The sequence below is a fragment of the Pseudomonas sp. MYb13 genome (assembly GCF_002980075.1).
Taxonomy (GTDB): domain Bacteria; phylum Pseudomonadota; class Gammaproteobacteria; order Pseudomonadales; family Pseudomonadaceae; genus Aquipseudomonas; species Aquipseudomonas lurida.
The window spans coordinates 302,064-319,009 of record NZ_PCQI01000003.1 but is presented as its reverse complement, the minus strand read 5'-3'; the positions used below and the strand labels follow the sequence as shown (position 1 = coordinate 319,009).

The 16,946-nt window shown below is 56.2% G+C and carries 15 protein-coding genes; 11 read left to right on the top strand and 4 right to left on the bottom strand.

Translation table 11 applies throughout. The annotated features are described in order from the left end of the window. Positions 1-6: 6 nt before the first annotated feature. Genes CQ002_RS08380 through CQ002_RS08370 form a run of 3 tightly spaced genes read right to left on the bottom strand, consistent with a single transcriptional unit; the run spans position 7 to position 2,707 of the window. Positions 7-1,209, bottom strand: a complete 1,203-nt coding sequence (locus tag CQ002_RS08380; protein WP_105162187.1) for an FAD-binding oxidoreductase — start codon at positions 1,207-1,209, stop codon at positions 7-9. Between the two features lie 8 nt (positions 1,210-1,217). After that, positions 1,218-2,156, bottom strand: a complete 939-nt coding sequence (locus CQ002_RS08375) for a dihydrodipicolinate synthase family protein (protein WP_105162188.1) — start codon at positions 2,154-2,156, stop codon at positions 1,218-1,220. 29 nt (positions 2,157-2,185) lie between these two features. Further along, complete coding sequence (locus CQ002_RS08370) at positions 2,186-2,707, bottom strand: helix-turn-helix domain-containing protein (RefSeq protein ID WP_189655518.1); 522 nt, start codon at positions 2,705-2,707, stop codon at positions 2,186-2,188. Between the two features lie 256 nt (positions 2,708-2,963). Here CQ002_RS08370 and CQ002_RS08365 point away from each other — a divergent pair, with 256 nt between their 5' ends. The 7 genes from CQ002_RS08365 (at position 2,964) to CQ002_RS28395 (ending at position 8,353) form a co-directional block, all read left to right on the top strand. After that, on the top strand, positions 2,964-3,245 hold the full coding sequence (locus CQ002_RS08365) for a DUF3311 domain-containing protein (protein WP_105162190.1): 282 nt from the start codon (positions 2,964-2,966) through the stop codon (positions 3,243-3,245). Positions 3,246-3,250: 5 nt separating this feature from the next. Then, complete coding sequence (locus tag CQ002_RS08360) at positions 3,251-4,744, top strand: sodium:solute symporter (protein WP_105162191.1); 1,494 nt, start codon at positions 3,251-3,253, stop codon at positions 4,742-4,744. A 13-nt stretch (positions 4,745-4,757) separates the two neighbouring features. Beyond that, a complete protein-coding gene (locus CQ002_RS08355) occupies positions 4,758-5,270 on the top strand; it encodes a VOC family protein (protein WP_105162192.1) in 513 nt (170 codons plus the stop codon). 15 nt (positions 5,271-5,285) lie between these two features. Beyond that, positions 5,286-5,690 (top strand): RidA family protein, encoded by a 405-nt coding sequence (locus CQ002_RS08350; RefSeq protein ID WP_105162193.1) that lies wholly within the window; start codon positions 5,286-5,288, stop codon positions 5,688-5,690. 120 nt (positions 5,691-5,810) lie between these two features. Next, entirely contained in the window at positions 5,811-7,151 is a 1,341-nt protein-coding gene (locus CQ002_RS08345) for an OprD family porin (RefSeq protein ID WP_105162194.1), read from the top strand. Positions 7,152-7,351: 200 nt separating this feature from the next. Next, a complete protein-coding gene (locus CQ002_RS08340; protein WP_105163129.1) occupies positions 7,352-8,143 on the top strand; it encodes a cyclase family protein in 792 nt (263 codons plus the stop codon). Positions 8,144-8,224: 81 nt separating this feature from the next. Continuing rightward, complete coding sequence (locus CQ002_RS28395; protein ID WP_329608472.1) at positions 8,225-8,353, top strand: NAD(P)-binding protein; 129 nt, start codon at positions 8,225-8,227, stop codon at positions 8,351-8,353. Between the two features lie 548 nt (positions 8,354-8,901). On the opposite strand, the gene CQ002_RS08335 is transcribed toward CQ002_RS28395, so the two are convergent. Beyond that, positions 8,902-9,930 (bottom strand): AraC family transcriptional regulator, encoded by a 1,029-nt coding sequence (locus CQ002_RS08335; RefSeq protein ID WP_199777311.1) that lies wholly within the window; start codon positions 9,928-9,930, stop codon positions 8,902-8,904. Positions 9,931-10,360: 430 nt separating this feature from the next. Here CQ002_RS08335 and CQ002_RS08330 point away from each other — a divergent pair, with 430 nt between their 5' ends. The 4 genes from CQ002_RS08330 (at position 10,361) to CQ002_RS08315 (ending at position 16,941) form a co-directional block, all read left to right on the top strand. After that, complete coding sequence (locus CQ002_RS08330; RefSeq protein WP_105162196.1) at positions 10,361-12,547, top strand: indolepyruvate ferredoxin oxidoreductase subunit alpha; 2,187 nt, start codon at positions 10,361-10,363, stop codon at positions 12,545-12,547. Positions 12,548-12,649: 102 nt separating this feature from the next. Beyond that, positions 12,650-14,158 carry an indolepyruvate oxidoreductase subunit beta family protein gene (locus tag CQ002_RS08325; RefSeq protein WP_105162197.1) on the top strand — a complete coding sequence of 503 codons (1,509 nt, stop codon included), beginning with the start codon at positions 12,650-12,652 and terminating at the stop codon, positions 14,156-14,158. Between the two features lie 6 nt (positions 14,159-14,164). Then, the gene (locus CQ002_RS08320; protein WP_105162198.1) at positions 14,165-14,620 is read left to right on the top strand and encodes a thioesterase family protein; all 456 of its coding nucleotides are present in this window, start codon (positions 14,165-14,167) and stop codon (positions 14,618-14,620) included. After that, positions 14,617-16,941 carry a bifunctional salicylyl-CoA 5-hydroxylase/oxidoreductase gene (locus CQ002_RS08315; protein ID WP_105162199.1) on the top strand — a complete coding sequence of 775 codons (2,325 nt, stop codon included), beginning with the start codon at positions 14,617-14,619 and terminating at the stop codon, positions 16,939-16,941. The genes CQ002_RS08320 and CQ002_RS08315 overlap by 4 nt, the downstream gene beginning before the upstream one ends. Positions 16,942-16,946: the final 5 nt, after the last annotated feature.

Genomic DNA, 16,946 nt, shown 5'->3' with positions numbered 1-16,946 from the left:
CTGGAATCAGGCAAGGGTCAGGCTCCCGAAGCGACGTGGATCGAAAGGCGTGATGTCCAGCGTTGCGGGTCGGCCGAGAATGCGTTCGGCGAGCAGTCTTGCGTAGGTGGGGCCCAACGTAAAAGCTGACCCTCCCGTGGCAATGTATAAGCCGTGACTTTTGGGAACTTCACCCAGCAACGGAAGTTGATCCGCTACCAGGGCCGTAGTACCGGTCCATACCCGCAGGATAGAAAGTTTTTTCAGCGCGGGGACCACTGCCAGCGCGGCACTCATATTGCCAGTCAGTGAGCTGATCAAAAGCTCGGGTCGGCGATCCAGGTCGATCACGCCATTAACATGATGCAAACGTGCAGGCCAGCCGCCGCCGATGAGAATGTTACCGTCGCCGGTTTGCTTGAGCGAAAGACGACGCCCGGCGTGTTGAATCAGATGGTTGATCATAGGAGAAGTGCGCACGGTCGTGGTCATGGTCAGCGCGACTGGACTGACAGGCAGGCTGATGCCGGCCATGGCCGCTAATCTTCCTGACCAGGCGCCGGCGGTAATGGCCAGTGTGCGAGCCTTGCATTCGCTGCCATCACTGAAATGCACTCGCCACACACCTTGTTCATAATTCAGTGTGCTTACGCCAAGGCCGCTATTGATGCGGGCGCCAAGGCGGGCAGCTGCCGCAGCATAGGCCAGAACGCAACTGCGCGGATCCGCTTTACCCTCTGTTGCACAAAATGCTGCGCCCAGTATTTGTTCACTGAGGTAGGGCGCACGGCTACGCACTTGAGCTCCATCCAGCAGCTCTACGTCCAAGCCACTGGCGCGTTCGAGCATTACTTTCTGCTTCAAGGTTTCGATCTGTTGAGGCGTCTCTGCAACCATGAAACCACCGTGCTGAGAGACGCCCACTGGCATGCCAAGCTCCTTCTCCAGGCCGGCCCAGGCGTTTTGCGCATCAAGGTGCAACGGCATCGCCTCTGCTGCCTTGCGGGCGGCTTCGGAGCCATTCTCGATCATGCGGTATTCGAGCTGAAAGTGCAGGCTGCCAGCATTCTGGCTCGACGCTGCGCTGTTCAGTTGCGCGCGCTCGACCAGGCGCACTGTGGCGCCGGCCTTCGCCAGGTAGTAGGTCACCGCGCTTCCCAGCAGGCCGCCGCCAATCACCAGGCAGTCAACCGTATCCTGTGTCTCGGCCTGTTTGGACATGACAGTCATTAGCGCGTTCACTGTGCAGTCGGGTTAACGATTTCGATGCCCAGACTGGTCAAGGTTGCCGCCACCGACGCGACTTCAACCTCGTTAAGCTCCATCAATGGCCGACGCACGAAGCCTGCCGGCACCCCACGCAGACGCAAGGCAGTTTTGAGGATGGCTTGGGCACTCCCGAAGTTCCCGGCAAAATCCTTGTTGAACCACGCTTTCATGATCACCCGATCACGTTCGCCCAGCTCGATTGCGCGGGTCTTTTCGCCAGTGCGTATCAGGTTCCAGAAATCCGGGTGGTCGCTTCCCAGAACGCCGCCAGCGCCCATCAAGCCGTCGCCGTGCCCTAGTTCAACCAGGTCCGCCCCGAGCTTTGAGGTTGGAACATTGAAGTAACGAACCTTGCCCGACAGTCGATAAAGCCCGTCGAGAAAAGCCGCGAAATTCGGTGTCGAATTCTTGATGGCAACTACATTTTCGATGTCGGCCAGACGATCCAGCAAATCGACATCCATATCGACAACACATCCCCGCGGCCAGTTGTAAATACACATCGGCATATTGGTAGCGTCGGATACGTCTTGGTAGAACTGCACCAGCTCATTGGCACTAGGAACGATGTAGGGGGGAGGGGTCAGCAGAATTCCGTCCAGCCCGGCGCGTTCGGCGGCATGGGCGTGGCGGATGGCTTCAGCCGCAGTGAAGGCATTACAGCTGCCAATCACGGTCATTCGGCCGTCGATGGTGCGTGCAGACTCACTGAACAATTGGGCCCGTTCCGATTCGCTCAGGCTGAACCATTCTCCCGAGGTGCCCGCCAGCACCACACCATGCATACGCTGTTGAATATACCATTCGAGCTGGCCAGCCAAACCATTCAGATCTAAGTCGCCTTCACGGGTAAAGGGGGTGGTTATTGCCGGGATGTAGCCGTACCAGTCGACATCGTTTCTGTTCATCTGCAAACCCTTCGGATGGTCTCAAAATATCAAGGAACCGGAGGGGTGATCGACATGATGATCTCCACATCCTCTTGTCCTTCGTTCATGTATCGATGTGCAGCGCTAGCGTCGAATGTGATGCTTTCACCGGTGGTGACGACGTAAGGCATGTCGCCAATGACGGCTTTGAGCGTACCTCGAACCACGTAAACGCTTTCGAGCGACGGATGCCTCAGCGGGATTTCAGACGAAAACTGACCCGGCTGAAAAACCGCCCGCAAGACTTCCATTTGCCCGTTTCCCCGGGTCAGGCGTTCGTAGCTCACGCCACCCTTTGGGCCGATGAGAGTGGTTCGATCGCCTGGGCGACTAATCCACACGCTCGGGGCGCTTGGATCGGAGAAAAGAGCCGACATGGACTCTCCGAACACACTGCTGAGTCTGCGCAGGGTCATGAGACTGGGTTCAGTCACTTCTCTTTCAATCTGACTCAGCAAAGTCGCAGACAATCCTGTCTCGGCAGCCAAGGCTCGCAACGACAATCCGCGCGAGACACGCAACTCATTCAATCGTTTTCCTAGCACGCTCTGTTACTCCAAGCGATAGATGTTTTGTACGGTATGAGTGCACGATAATCAAGTTTTTTGTGCAGTCATGCTGCACATTTGTGCTGATCTAAAATATTTATCCATTTTTTCACGGGTTTTATCCAGTATTTGCTTAATTCTTCCACTTTTCATCAGAAACGTTTTGACAGGTAGGCAGCTTAGCCTTACGTTCCAGGTGTGCACTGTGACTGCACAATAATAAAAAAGGTAATCGATCATGACCGAACGCGCCTTACCGCTCATACGCGATCGCAAAAGCAAGCGCCCGCATCTGTGGATGCTTTGTTTGCCATTCTTATGGCAAGTGGCTGCAGTGCCATGGGCCAACAGTGTTGACTACGCGCCTCTAGGCCTACCGTTTCCGATGGTCTGGCAAATGCTAGGGGTGATTTTCTCCAGCGTCGTATTCGCCGTCATTTTTCATTTGGATCGCCGTGCAGGCGTCGATGATGAGGAGCAGGCATTTTTGCTGGCACAGACCCACTCAAACGTTGAGTAGCATCGATGAAACTATTGATTGTAAGTCTTATTCTAATAATAGCGGTCGTAGGTTCCATCGTTTTTGGTCGTGTCCGACAGGCTCGCAAACGTAGCCTTGCCGATTGGGCAGTGGGGGGACGTAGTCTTGGTGGGTTGCTGTTCTGGTTTGTGAACGCCGGTGAAATCTACACGACATTTGCGGTGTTCGGAATTGCCGGCTACGCATGGGCTCTGGGCGCGCCTGCATACCTGGCTTTTTGTTCGGTGTCTTTGTCATACGCCATTGGATACTGGCTGATGCCCAAGATCTGGAAAGCCGGACGTTTACGAGGCCTTATCACTCAGGCTGATTTTTTCGCCAACCGCTATGACAGTCGCTGGCTCGGAATTACGACCGGTGTCATCGGAATAGGTGCACTAATTGTCTACGTGCAAATTCAACTGGTCAGCTTGGGGCTGATCGTTTCCTTGACCTTCGATGGTGCACTTTCCACTACCGCTTCGACTATCGTAGCGGGCTGCTTGATGGTTGCATTCGTTTTGTTCGCCGGGCTGCGTTCCGCTGCTTTTGCCGCGGCAGTCAAAGATATCTTGATGATTGTGCTGGTCGTGGTGCTTGCCTGGACGGTGGCAGACGCGGTCGGTGCGAGTTCTTTGATCGATATCTTTACGAAAGCTGAAGCTGCTCATCCAGGTATTGGAAAATTTCCAGGACTGGATCTGAGCTCTCCAACGACCAGTGTCTGGCTGATGACGTCGGCCATCAACATTGCATTGGGCAATTGGGTTTTCCCTCACCTGTTTCAGGTTTCCTATTCGGCTAATAGCGCGACGTCTATTCGTCGAAACGCCATCTGGCAACCGATTTACTCACTGGCGTTCGGTTTCATTATTCTGCTCGGATTTGCCGCACTGGTAGCGGGAACTCAACCACCCGATGGCAACATGAATGCTGTACTGCTGCAATTCGTGACTGACAAATACCCGCAATGGGTCATAGGCCTATTGGCCGGAACAGGCTTCTTGTTGGCGTTGGCACCAGGATCGGTATTGCTGCTCACCGCGGGCTCGATCTTCGGGCGCAACATCGTTGCTCCTTTTAAACCGCAACTCAGTGAAAAACAGTCGCTGCGTATATCCCGTACCAGTGTGGTGGTTTTTGCGGCGATTGCCGTCGCCATTACCCTTACACAAAAAGGTTCGCTGGTTTCGATTCTCCTGAGCGCCTACTCAGCTATCGGAATGCTTGCACCCGGCGTATTCCTGGGCTTTTTGTGGAGGCGGACCTCGGCCGCGGGTGTTGTATGCGGGATTATCGTAGGTTTCATGATCTTGCTGCTGCCTTCGTCGAGTGCTTACCTGGCTACTGCGCTACCAAATTGGGAGCCAGGCTTGATTGCCATGTTGGCCAATGCATTGGTTGTGATGGGGGTTAGCGTGTTGACCAAGGCTCCGTCTGCCAAGCATGTGGAACTGGGGTTAATGACACCTGCTGGTGGCCACTTTATTGCACCTTAAGAGGAGTCCGGTCATGGGTAAGTCTCTCATTGGTTTTTGTCGGGTCGATCACGCCTCCTGGACCGTCTCGGAGCTCGAACCGGTCATTGAGTTTTACACAAAAGTTATCGGCGCCCGGCTTCTGTATCAAATGGGACCGCTGGATGCGGAACAGATGCCACGCGATGCCGCCGGGCGGGATTGGACCGATGCGCACCTGGGAGTCGCCATGGCCCGGTTCAGCCTGGCAATGCTCGAATTTCCCGATGGCTTCAAGGTTGAGCTCTTTCAGTATGAGCGGCCGGTAGGCACCAGCGCCGCGCCGCTGAGTAGCAATCACGTTGGTAGCCATCACATGGGTATCGAGGTGGAGGACCTTGAACAGGCCGTCAAGGTATTGAAAGAGTACGGCTGTACGGTAATGGAGCGTATTGAAATGGATTCTGGTCCGACTGAGGGTAGGAGTTTTCGTTATTTCAAAGATCCTTGGAAAAACATTTTCGAGCTCGTCGAAGTTCGCGCAACAGCCCCTGTAACCGTTAACTAACAGTCGAGAGCAACCATGAGCAGGCGTGCAATTAATCCCAAGTCAATGTACCCAAGCGTACCCTTTGGCTTTTCTCACGCAGTTGAACAACAACCCGGTCGCACTTTTCACTTGGCCGGGCAGGTAGCGTGGAACGCCAAAGGCGAGTTGGTGGGTGCACAAGATTTACTTGCGCAAACCCGTCAAGTGCTGATGAATTTGAAAGAAGTACTGCATTGTGCGGGTGCTGTACCGGCGGACGTCGTGCGCTTGCGAACTTATGTCGTCAATCACTCACCGGAACATCTGGCTGATGTGTGCGCGCTGATAAGCGAATTTTATGAAGGCGCCGAACCGGCAGCCAACTCTTTTATCGGGGTGCAGGCGTTAGCACTACCTGAATTTTTGATTGAAATAGAGGCCACTGCCTGTTTGGACTGATTAAGTTGTTACGCTGAAGTTGCCTGTAATCAACAGGAATGCCTTTCTCTTTAAGCACCCGCTGGACAGTTTGGTAAGTAAAACGGCATCGTTCCCTAACAATAATAAAAAGGATACAACATGAAAGTAATCATGTGGAGTACGATTGCGCTCGCTGTAAGCGCGAGTCAGATTCAATGTGCATCGGCTGCGGCCTATGTCACAGATCAGGCTGAATCCAAAGGCTTTATCGATGACAGTAAGCTTGATCTACTGATGCGTAGTTATTACTTCAATCGGAACAAAAAAGACGGTGCGGTCGACGATAAAGACTGGACGGGAGCCGTGCAGGGCGTCTATAGCTCTGGTTTTACTCAAGGAACAGTAGGTTTCGGCATCGATGCCTTTGGTTATATGGGCCTGAAGCTTGATGGTCAGGACAAATACGCCGGATCGGGCAACTTGACGACCACTACCAACAGCTTGGGGCAGATTGATGGCAATCATGATAGCTATGGTAAAAGTGGTGCCGCGCTAAAAATCAGAGTCTCGAAAACAGAGTTAAAAATTGGTGACATGCAACCGTCAACCAGTCCGGTTTTTGCGGTGGGGGGCACACGTCTGACGCCTCAAACAGCAAGCGGTATCAATCTAATGACCAGCGAAATCAAGGGGCTGGACCTGGAGGCTGGACACTTCTATTCAAGCACCAGTCAGGATCAGACGAATCGCGATGGCGAACTGTGGGCTACATACGCCGGTGTCAGCGCCAAGAGCATTGATTTCGCGGGAGGTCGCTACGCTGTTACTGATCGCCTCACGACATCTTTGTATGCCTCGAAATTGGAGGATATCTGGGGCCAATACTACACTAACGTTAACTACGAACTCCCTATAAGTGAGTTTCAATCGTTGAACGTTGACTTCAACTACTACCATACCGCAGATGAGGGGCGCGCCAAAGCCGGTGCTATTGATAACAATACCTACTCGTTAGCGGCTGCCTATTCGTTCTTATCCGCACATCGCCTCACGCTGTCCTTTCAGAAGGTTAACGGCAATACGCCATTTGACTATATCGGGGTTGGCGACAACAACCGCGGCGGTAACTCGATGTTTCTTGCTAACTCCATTCAGTACTCTGACTTCAATGGCCCTGGAGAAAAATCCTGGCAGGCACGCTACGACTTGAATATGGCTTCTTATGGGGTGCCGGGTTTGAGCTTTATGGCTCGATATGCTAATGGCTTCGATATTGATGGCAGTCACACTCCGGCCAATAGCCCTTACACCGGCGAGTATGGTGCTGACGACAAACATCACGAAACTAATCTGGAGGCCAAGTATGTTGTTCAGGCTGGCCCTGCCAAAAATTTATCGGTTCGGCTGCGTCAAGCCTGGCACCGTTCCACCTCTACCCAAATTGATGGTGATGCGGATGAGTTTCGGGTGATTATCGATTATCCACTGTCTATTCTGTAATTTCATTACGCAGAAACTTCAGGGCTACACGATGAAAACGTTTGGCCCTGTTCGTATTCTGGCGGCGGTAGGCATCTTACTACAAAGAGATCGAGTGGCCGTAGCATCTGGAATATTCGGTACACCTGCCGGATGCCCCAGGGTCAGCAATGCAGGCATCAGTTGTATAACCATTTAACCCAATGGCCGGAGAGTTCTTGATGACAACCTCAACTACAACAATATTGTCAGCGCTGACGGCGCAGCTAGCGGGTGGCGAGCTACGCGTTGTCGACCTGACACAAACCTTGTCGCCTTCCTTTCCAAGCTTGCAACTGCCTGCGCAGTTTGGCCAGGTCCAGTCGTTTCAAATCGAACGTATCTCGCAGTACGACGAAGCCGGGCCTGGCTGGTACTGGAACAACTTCACTTGCGGGGAGCATACGGGCACTCACTTTGATGCGCCGGTGCACTGGATCAGCGGACGCGATTATCCTAATAACAGCGTTGACACGATAGACGTGGAGAATTTTATTGCCCCTGCTGTGGTACTCGATGCCAGCGCCGAAGTGGCGGGTAATGAGGACTGGTTATTGACCGTCCCGTTCTTGGAAGCCTGGGAGCAATGCCATGGCCGCATCCCGGCCGGAGCGTGGGTGTTTTTGCGTACCGACTGGTCGCTACGGGTCGATGATGCGGCGGCATTTCTCAATATGCGCGAGGATGGCGCCCATACACCCGGTCCCACGCAGGAAGCTGTCGAGTGGTTGATTGAGCGGCGTAACGTACACGGTTTTGGCGTCGAGACAATAAATACCGACGCTGGCCAGTCTTACTCGTGGCCTATGGCTTACCCCTGCCACACGTTAATGCACGGTTCTAATCGCTATGGTTTGCAATGCCTGAAAAACCTTGACCGGTTACCGGCACAGGGCGCGTTGATCATTTCTGCTCCGCTGAAAATCGAGGGTGGTTCTGGTAGCCCGCTGCGGGTTCTGGCGTTGGTCGCATAGGAGATAAAGTGCCTGCTTGATCCTCAGGTTATTTTCGTCGGTAGTGGTATCAATTAGCTGGTAGGAGCAGCGCTGTTAGCTATGCGATGTAAGCGAGTGCTGATGCTTGAGCGCAATAACCGGCCCGGCGGCTGTATTCGTACAGAGCAGTTGTTTGCAGGCTATCAGCATGAAGTGTTGTCCCTCATGGCATCCGCTTTTTGTCGGTAGCGTGCGTATGCCGAACTCAAGCCCGCGTTGGACAGAGTCGGTCTGCAAGTGCTGTCCTGTGATTACTCAACGGGCCTGGGGCCAGGCGATCAAGGTTATGGCCAAGAACATGTTCGGTCGTGATGGTCCGCTGGGTAAAAAACCGTACGCTCTGCGGCTGCTCAAGGTGTGTGTGTTCGCCGGATCAGTTTTTTTGGCTGCGGCCCTTCGCCAGTGCAGGGCGAGCTCGCGCGAATCGGACCTCAGTAAAAAATCTGTTTCATATCGGCGCTTCCATCCAGCCCGGCCCTGCGATTAAACGATCACAGTGCCGAACTGCGTTTGGACTAGAGAGCGGCCTTTGCCATAAATCGCCTGGCGGCTTCGCCCATTGGATGGCCGTGCTTGCTCACTCCGAGGGGGCCTGCGAGCAGGCGAAACCCGAGTATAACGACATACCAGTCAATGGCCGCATCGACTTCGAGAACCGTGAGTCCGATATGTGGGGCAGTAAATTACTGAGTGGCCAAAGTGGAACCTCCAGAAACGCGGGAATCAGGGTTGTTGGTTTAATGGCGACGCAAGGTCTGGCTCGGTGTTTCGCCGTAGCGTAGCTTGTAGTCGTTGCTGAACCGGCCCATATGCGTGAAGCCCCAGCGCAGCGCGACGCCCCCGATGTTGGTGACTTCCCCACTGGTCAGCTCGGTATGCACCTGTGCCATGCGCAGGTCGCGCAGATAGTGCATTGGACTGACGCCCAGGAAGTCCTTGAAGCCGGTGTAGAGGCTGCGCAGGCTGACTCCGGCGGCCAACGCCAGCTGTTCGGCAGTGATCGGCTCGTGAGCATGGGACTGGAGGTAATCCTGAGCTCGGCGTACATGCCGGGGCAGGATGGTGCTGCGCCTCGCCGGTGCGGTTTCACTGTAGTTGTGCTGGTGGGTCATCAACAGGGTCGAGGCGGTCAGTTGCTCGATTTGAGTCATCACCAGCTTGTGTTGCGTGAGCTGAGGGTAATGGGTCGCGCAGTCCAGTAGGTAGGAGAGCAAGCATCGCCAAGGTGCGCACTCTTGCCAGCGAAAACCCAGCTCAAAGCGCAACGGCTGTTCCAGCGGATGGCCTAAATACCCAACCAATGTGCGCTCAACCAGTGAGCGCGAGATGCGCAACATGATCTGATCACTGTCCCCATTCCAGTGCATTTTTGCACTGTCGCCAGGGCTCAGGACCGAGGCCAGCTCCAATGACGATTCAATGCGCTGACTGCCGCTTTCGACGGCAGCGACACCCTGCAGGGGCATTTGCACCAGGAAGCAGTTCTCCAGGGCGCCGCGCTCGATCTGGACACTCGCGCCATAGCGCAGACGACTCAATGAGATGTCGCCCAGGGTCAGGTAGTGCATGCGTGCGTCCAGGCGTTCGGCACCATTGGTTTGCTTGAGGTGATGGTTGGCGATGACCTGACCCACCATTGATCTGACCTGGTCCAAATCCGTGGACGCGAACAGCAGCCGCTCCGGCTCGCACAGTGCTCGCTCTACAGAAAAGCTTGCGGTCTTGCTATGTGTGGGTGGATAGGTCGAGGCTTGAATGTTCAGCACGGTTTATACCCCTCGCGGAGTTTGGCTGCTTTGCAGCCTGATTATTTTTATATGAATATTCATATTCTACCTCGTAGGAAATATATTTCTCATGGTTTGCGGGAAAAAGCAATGCATGACCTTCACTGTCGATAGACGGCGTGCGTCCTCAGTCGACGGATGACTACGAGCGGTTAACGATCAAGCCTTTTCAGCAGCAACGGGTATTTTTTTGCGCCGCTTTGCACGTTTTTTGCTGCACCCGTTTTGATGAGCTTCCTTCTACTAAAGGCTGCCAGCCAGTCCTCTCTTTATCCTCGTACCGCTATCCATATCCGAATTTGGCTACAAGATGGTTTGCATGATTAATCATGCATTGACGCATCGTTTTGTCCGTATGAAGGTAGGGGACATAAGAAAATTTGTTAAACAGATCTGAGAGATAACCGACATGGCCGAACGATCCTTTGTCCAGGAAGTGAAGAAGTTACGCGCTGGCGCCGGAGAGGTTTTCAACGGCGAGGGCATCCTGGCGGTAACCAAGGCGTTACTGGAGTCGGGCGTGGCTTATGTTGGGGGATACCAGGGCTCTCCCATCTCGCATTTGATGGACGTGCTTTCTGATGCCCAGGACATTTTGGGCGAGTACGGAATTCGCTTCGAGAACAGTGCCAGCGAGGCGACAGCGGCGGCGATGCTGGCAGCCTCGGTCAACTATCCATTGCGCGGCGCGATTACATTCAAGGCGACCGTTGGCACTAACGTGGCTTCCGATGCTCTGGCCAACCTGGCGTCGGGCGGTGTGACCGGGGGGGCGTTGATTATTGTCGGCGAGGACTATGGCGAGGGCTCCTCAATCATGCAGGAGCGTAGCCATGCGTTTGCCATGAAGTCGCAAATGTGGCTGCTTGATCCTCGTCCCAACCTGCCGAGCATCGTACAAGCGGTCAAGGACGGCTTCGATCTGTCCGAGGCGAGTAACACCCCAGTGATGTTGCAGATGCGGATTCGCTCCTGCCACTTGCATGGCCAGTTTTTGACCTCCGATAACCGTCCGCCAGCGTTTACGGTCAAGGATGCGATGGAGAGTCCGGCCCGAGACATCGACCGCATTGTATTGCCCCCGGCGAGCTTTCGGCATGAGCGTGAAAAAATTCAGCTGCGCTGGCCAGCGGCTATTCGGTTTATCAAGGAGCGCCAGCTCAACGAGTTTTTCTCCGAGGACGGTGCCGACGTTGGCATCGCGTTGCAAGGAGGCAACTACAACACGCTGATTCGTGCGTTGCAAAAGCTTGGTCTGTCGGATGTCTACGGGGTCTCGAAAATTCCTCTCTACGTCATGAACGTGGCCTATCCGCTGGTCGACGAAGAGTACAAACGCTTCTGCAAAGGCAAGCGCGCGATCCTGATTCTGGAGGAGGGCCAGCCCAATTTCGTAGAGCAAAACGTCTCGGCGATTTTGCGACAGTTGGGGCTGGATATTGCGCTGCACGGCAAGGATATGTTGCCGCTCACAGGGGACTACAACACCGCGACGATCCTTGGCGGGGTGCGGGCTTTTCTGGAGCGCTATGGCATCGTCGAGCCCAAGGCCCCGGTGGTTGACCCTCTGAGCCTTGGCATCCCGATTGTGATGCTACCGGTTGAGGCATCTGCTGGTCCGTCGCTGGATCAGATCGTCCACCCTCGACCACCAGGATTGTGCACGGGGTGCCCCGAGCGGCCGATTTTCACGGCGATCAAGTTGGTTGAGCGTGAGCTGGGTAAACATCACATCAGTGCCGACATTGGCTGCCATCTTTTTTCGATTTTACCGCCGTTCAACCTCGGCAGTACGACGATGGGTTATGGCCTGGGCGCGGCGAGTGCGGCTGCCTTCAACGTGGCGCCGGGCAATGCACCCTCCAGCAAGCGCGCCATTTCGCTGATGGGTGACGGTGGCTTTTGGCACAACGGTTTGACCAGCGGGATTGCCAACGGCGTCTTCAACCGCAGCGATAACCTGACCATCATCATCGACAACAACTACGCCTCGGCTACGGGTGGCCAGGACCTGTTGTCGTCGCGGGCGGTCAATGCCTCGCGCAGTACGGGTCATGAGATCGAACGCGCGGTCAAGGGCGTGGGGGTCGAGTGGGTGCGCACGATCAAACGAACCTATGACCTCAAGGCGATGGTCTCGACCCTGCGCGAAGCCTTAACCACTCAAGAAACCGGACCCAAGGTCCTGATCGCGCAGAGCGAATGCATGCTCAATTTGCAGCGGCGCGAGAAGAAGGTGGTGCGCAAAGCCATCGCCGATGGCAAGCGTGTGGTGCGCGAGCGTTTCGGCATCGACCCGGACACCTGTACCGGCGATCACTCGTGCATTCGTTTGTCGGGCTGCCCCTCGTTGTCGATTCGCGATAACCCGGATCCGCTGCGACTCGATCCGGTGGCAATGGTGATGGACAGCTGCGTGGGGTGTGGGAACTGCGGCGAGGTCGCCCATGCGGCGGTGCTCTGCCCATCGTTTTACCGCGCCCAAATAGTCAGTAACCCCACACGTTGGGACATCTTCAGCCAACGCCTGCGTTCGGCGGTGATCGGCTGGTTGCAGAGCGCTGATGCCCGGCGTCGCTCGCGGTATGCGTTCTGATGAGGGATGCCATGAACCACGATCAGCCGTTGATAAGCACCGTCGGTGTGCCAGGACATTTGTCTGCACGTTACACCTTTCACGTTTGCCCGGAGTTTTTCCATGTCCAGTGAGCCTATCAAAATTTCCATCCTCGCCATGGGGGGGGAAGGCGGCGGCGTACTCGCCGACTGGATCGTCAACCTGGGTGAAGAAAATGGTTACTTCGCGCAGACGACGTCCGTTCCCGGGGTCGCGCAGCGCACCGGGGCCACTATTTATTATGTGGAGCTGTTCCCTGGCGCCGATGTACCGCAAGCACGTGTACCGGTGCTTTCGCAGGCTCCGCTGCCGGGCGATGTCGATATCGTGCTGGCCTCGGAGTTGATGGAAGGCGGGCGCGCAGTGCAGCGCGGTCTCGTTACCAGCGACCGCACGACCTTCGTGACCTCGACTCACCGGGTGTATTCGATTGCCGAGAAGTCAGCCATGGGCGATGGCCGGGTCGATAGCGCTGCGCTGTTGCTCCAGGCCCGTCGAGCGGCCAAGACGTTCGTCAGCTTCGATATGGAGAAGGCGGCCGAGAGCGCCGGCAGCGTGATCAGTGCTGTGTTGTTTGGCGCTCTCAGCGGCACCGGGGTGCTGCCCTTCAATCGGGCGCAATTTCAGCAGACCATTGAGCGCGGCGGCGTGGGAGTCAAACCGAGTCTCAAAGCGTTTGAGCTCGGTTATGCCATGACGCGCGAGACGCAGGATCAGGAGCGAGCACCGAGCGTTTCAGCCAAAGTCAGCCCTGCTATTGCTGCGCAGCCCCAGCACCCAGTGGTTGCCGGCTTGGTTGAGCGTGCACGGCGTTTACCGGTTGCGGAGCTTGCCACAGAGGGCGTGCGGCGGCTTATCGATTACCAGGATCCGGCCTATGCGCGTTTGTACCTGGACCGTCTTGAAGCACTGGCCGCTGCTCCCGGCGGCCAGGATGTCGAGTTGCTGCGTGAGACCGCTCGTTACCTGGCGCTGTGGATGTCCTATGAGGACACCATTCGGGTGGCAGACCTTAAAACTCGCAGCAGCCGCTTTGATCGGGTGCGGGGTGAGGTTCGTTCCCGTGATGATCAGGTACTCGATATCGAAGAGTACATGCACCCGCGCATCGAAGAAATTTGCGAAACCCTGCCCGCAGGCCTGGGCCGCTGGCTGGCGCAACCGAACTGGGCGCACCGCCTGGTGGCTCGTTTCACCCAGCAAGGGCGAACGATCAAGACCAGTGCCTTGAGCGGTTTTCTCCTGCTTTACGGCTTGTCGCGCGTGCGTCGCTGGCGCCGTGTGACGCTGCGTTACAGCCAGGAAAACAGCCGTATTGAAACCTGGTTGCAGCGTCTGCATACGCTGGCTGCGTTGGACCCTGCGTTGGCGCTTGAAGCGGCTCAGTGCCAGCGTCTGGTCAAAGGATACAGCGACACCCACGCCCGAGGTTTGAAAAATTACGAAACCGTGATGGCGGTGGTGGATAAGCACCTGCGGCTCATGGCGCCAGCGACTCTGCGCGAACTGCGCGACGCGGCGTTGGCCGATGAGCACGGTCACAAGCTGCGCGAATGCTTGCAGCGCCACGCCTTACCCCTCGAAGGATAGTTGCTTATGAATGCGAGCACATTTACCCGCAAACACCGCATCCGTTTCTCAGAGTGCGACCCGGCCGGCATCGTGTTTTACCCGCAGTACTTTGTGATGTTCAACAACTTGCTGGAGACCTGGATCGACGAGCTCCTGCCTGAGGTGGGATTCGCCGGCTACATCGGCAAGCTGCATTTCGGGTTGCCGACGGTGCGGCTTGAAGCCGACTTTCGGGCCATCAGCCGGATGGGCGACGACGTTATTCTGAGCCTTGAGGTGGTCAGGCTTGGCGGTAAGTCGTTGACCCTGGCACTGGCGTGTACGGACCTTGAAGGTGAGGTTCGGATGAGCGTCACACAGGTGCTGGTATCGACCTCGCTGATTAGTCACCAGGCCATTGAATTGCCGAGCGTGCTTCGCCAAGCGTTGAGCGCTTCCCCTTCCCTTGAAAAAGACAAAAATGAAAGGAGCGCAATGTGAAAATTGCCTGCATTGGCGGTGGTCCCGCCGGCTTGTATTTCGGCCTGCTGATGAAACTGCAGAACCCGGCCAACGAGATTGTTGTGCTGGAGCGCAATCGACCTTACGACACCTTTGGCTGGGGCGTAGTGTTCTCTGATGCAACCCTGGACAACCTGCGCGAAGCCGATCCGGTGTCGGCGCAAACCATCGTTGATGAGTTCAGCCGTTGGGACGACATCGACATCCATTTCAAGGGTCGCCAGGTGCGTAGCGCAGGCCACGGATTTATCGGAATCGGTCGAAAAAAGCTGCTCAATATCCTGCAGGCGCGCTGCGAAGAAGTGGGGGTGAAGCTGGTTTTCGAAACCACGGTGCTAGACGATCAGGAGGTCGCTCGTCAGTACAACGCTGATCTGGTGATTGCTTGCGATGGTATCAACAGCCCTGTGCGTACGCGTTATGCCCAGACTTTCCAGCCCGACATCGACCAGCGAGATTGCCGTTTTGTCTGGCTGGGTACACACAAAGTGTTTGACGCGTTTACCTTTATCTTCGTGCAGACCGAGCATGGCTGGTTCCAGGCCCACGCTTACCAGTTCGAAAATGGCTTCTCCACATTCATCATTGAAACCACGGATGCTACCTGGCAGGCATCGGGTATCGAGCAGATGTCTCAGGAGGAGGGCATTGCCTACTGTGAAAAACTGTTTGCGCCTTGGCTGGACGGTGAACCGCTGATATCTAATGCCTCGCACCTGCGCGGCGCGGCCATCTGGATTCGTTTTCCGCGAGTGATCTGTAACAAGTGGGTGCAGTGGACGCAGCCTCTGGGTGCCGACGGTGGCGACGTACCGGTGGTGCTGATGGGGGATGCCGCACATTCCGCACACTTCTCTATCGGCTCGGGTACCAAGCTGGCGTTGGAAGATGCCATCGAGTTGTGCAACACCCTCAAAGCCGGCGGCGATCTGCGTGAGCGCTTGGCGCATTACGAGCAAGTACGCGGCATTGAAGTGTTGAAGATCCAGAATGCGGCACGCAACTCCACCGAGTGGTTCGAGAACGTAGAGCGTTACGCCAGCCTGGAACCGGAGCAATTCGCCTATTCACTGCTCACCCGCTCGCAGCGTATCTCTCACGAAAACCTGCGTCTGCGCGACGCCCAATGGCTTGAAGGTTACGAGCGTTGGCTCGCGAAGCGTGCTGCGGTGGCAACGCGTGAAGACGAACGACCACGGCCACCGTTCTTGACCCCTTACACCGTGCGCGGTGTGACGCTGAAAAACCGCGTCGTGGTGTCTCCGACGTTGCTGTATTCCAGCCAGGATGGGGTTCCTGGCGACTTCCACCTGGTCCATCTCGGCAGTCAGGCCCTGGGTGGTGCAGGCCTGGTGCTGGCGGAGGCCACGGCCGTGAGTGCCGATGCGCGAATCAGCGCGGGGGACCCCGGCTTGTGGAACGCCGAGCAGGTGTCGGCGTGGAAGCGCATCACCGATTTTGCCCACGCTCAAAGCAGCGCGCGCATTGGCGTTCAGCTCAATCACGCGGGGCGTCGCGGGTCTACTCAGTTGGGCTGGGAAAAAACCGATCACCCGCAGGCTGAAGGTAATTGGCCGCTGCTCAGTGCCAGTGCGCTGCCCTATCTGGCAGGCGTTTCTCAAGTACCTGCCGAAGCTACGCACGCTGACCTGGCGCGTATCTGTGAACAGTTTGCCGAGGCTGCAAGTCGCGCCGCACAAGCAGGTTTTGACTGGCTTGAATTGCAGGCCGGACATGGATTTTTGCTCTCAAGCTTTCTATCGCCGCTTACCAATCAACGCAGCGACGAATACGGCGGTTCGTTAGCCAATCGCCTGCGTTTCCCTTTGCAAGTATTGGCTGCGGTGCGTCGAGCCTGGCCTGAGCACTTGCCGATCTCGGTACGGATCTCGGCCACTGATTGGGCGCAGGGTGGCACGAGTGTTGATGAAGCCGTGGAGATCGCCCGGAGCTTGAGCGCGGGCGGTGCGGACATGATTGACGTTTCTTCGGGCGAGGTGGTGCCGGAGCAGCAGCCGGTTTATGGCCGTATGTACCAGACCCCCTTCGCTGACCGCATCCGCAACGAGGCGGGCGTGCCGACTATCGCGGTGGGTGCGATTACCGAGGCCGATCAGGTCAACGGCATCATTGCCTCGGGTCGTGCCGACCTGTGCGCAGTGTCTCGACCGCACCTGGCGGACTCGGCCTGGCTGCTGCGAGAAAGCGCCCGGTTGGGCTGGCATGACGTCGAATGGCCCAAGCCCTTGCTGTGGGGCAAGGACCAGCTTGAGCGCAGCTTCACCCGGAGCAAGTCCTGAGGTCC

What these genes read in the sequence shown, in the direction of transcription:
- CQ002_RS08380 (WP_105162187.1), bottom strand. Translation starts at nt 1,209, where the DNA reads ATGACTGTCATGTCCAAACAGGCCGAGACACAGGATACGGTTGACTGC.
- CQ002_RS08375 (WP_105162188.1), bottom strand. Translation starts at nt 2,156, where the DNA reads ATGAACAGAAACGATGTCGACTGGTACGGCTACATCCCGGCAATAACC.
- CQ002_RS08365 (WP_105162190.1), top strand. Translation starts at nt 2,964, where the DNA reads ATGACCGAACGCGCCTTACCGCTCATACGCGATCGCAAAAGCAAGCGC.
- CQ002_RS08360 (WP_105162191.1), top strand. Translation starts at nt 3,251, where the DNA reads ATGAAACTATTGATTGTAAGTCTTATTCTAATAATAGCGGTCGTAGGT.
- CQ002_RS08355 (WP_105162192.1), top strand. Translation starts at nt 4,758, where the DNA reads ATGGGTAAGTCTCTCATTGGTTTTTGTCGGGTCGATCACGCCTCCTGG.
- CQ002_RS08350 (WP_105162193.1), top strand. Translation starts at nt 5,286, where the DNA reads ATGAGCAGGCGTGCAATTAATCCCAAGTCAATGTACCCAAGCGTACCC.
- CQ002_RS08345 (WP_105162194.1), top strand. Translation starts at nt 5,811, where the DNA reads ATGAAAGTAATCATGTGGAGTACGATTGCGCTCGCTGTAAGCGCGAGT.
- CQ002_RS08340 (WP_105163129.1), top strand. Translation starts at nt 7,352, where the DNA reads ATGACAACCTCAACTACAACAATATTGTCAGCGCTGACGGCGCAGCTA.
- CQ002_RS28395 (WP_329608472.1), top strand. Translation starts at nt 8,225, where the DNA reads ATGCGATGTAAGCGAGTGCTGATGCTTGAGCGCAATAACCGGCCCGGC.
- CQ002_RS08330 (WP_105162196.1), top strand. Translation starts at nt 10,361, where the DNA reads ATGGCCGAACGATCCTTTGTCCAGGAAGTGAAGAAGTTACGCGCTGGC.
- CQ002_RS08325 (WP_105162197.1), top strand. Translation starts at nt 12,650, where the DNA reads ATGTCCAGTGAGCCTATCAAAATTTCCATCCTCGCCATGGGGGGGGAA.
- CQ002_RS08320 (WP_105162198.1), top strand. Translation starts at nt 14,165, where the DNA reads ATGAATGCGAGCACATTTACCCGCAAACACCGCATCCGTTTCTCAGAG.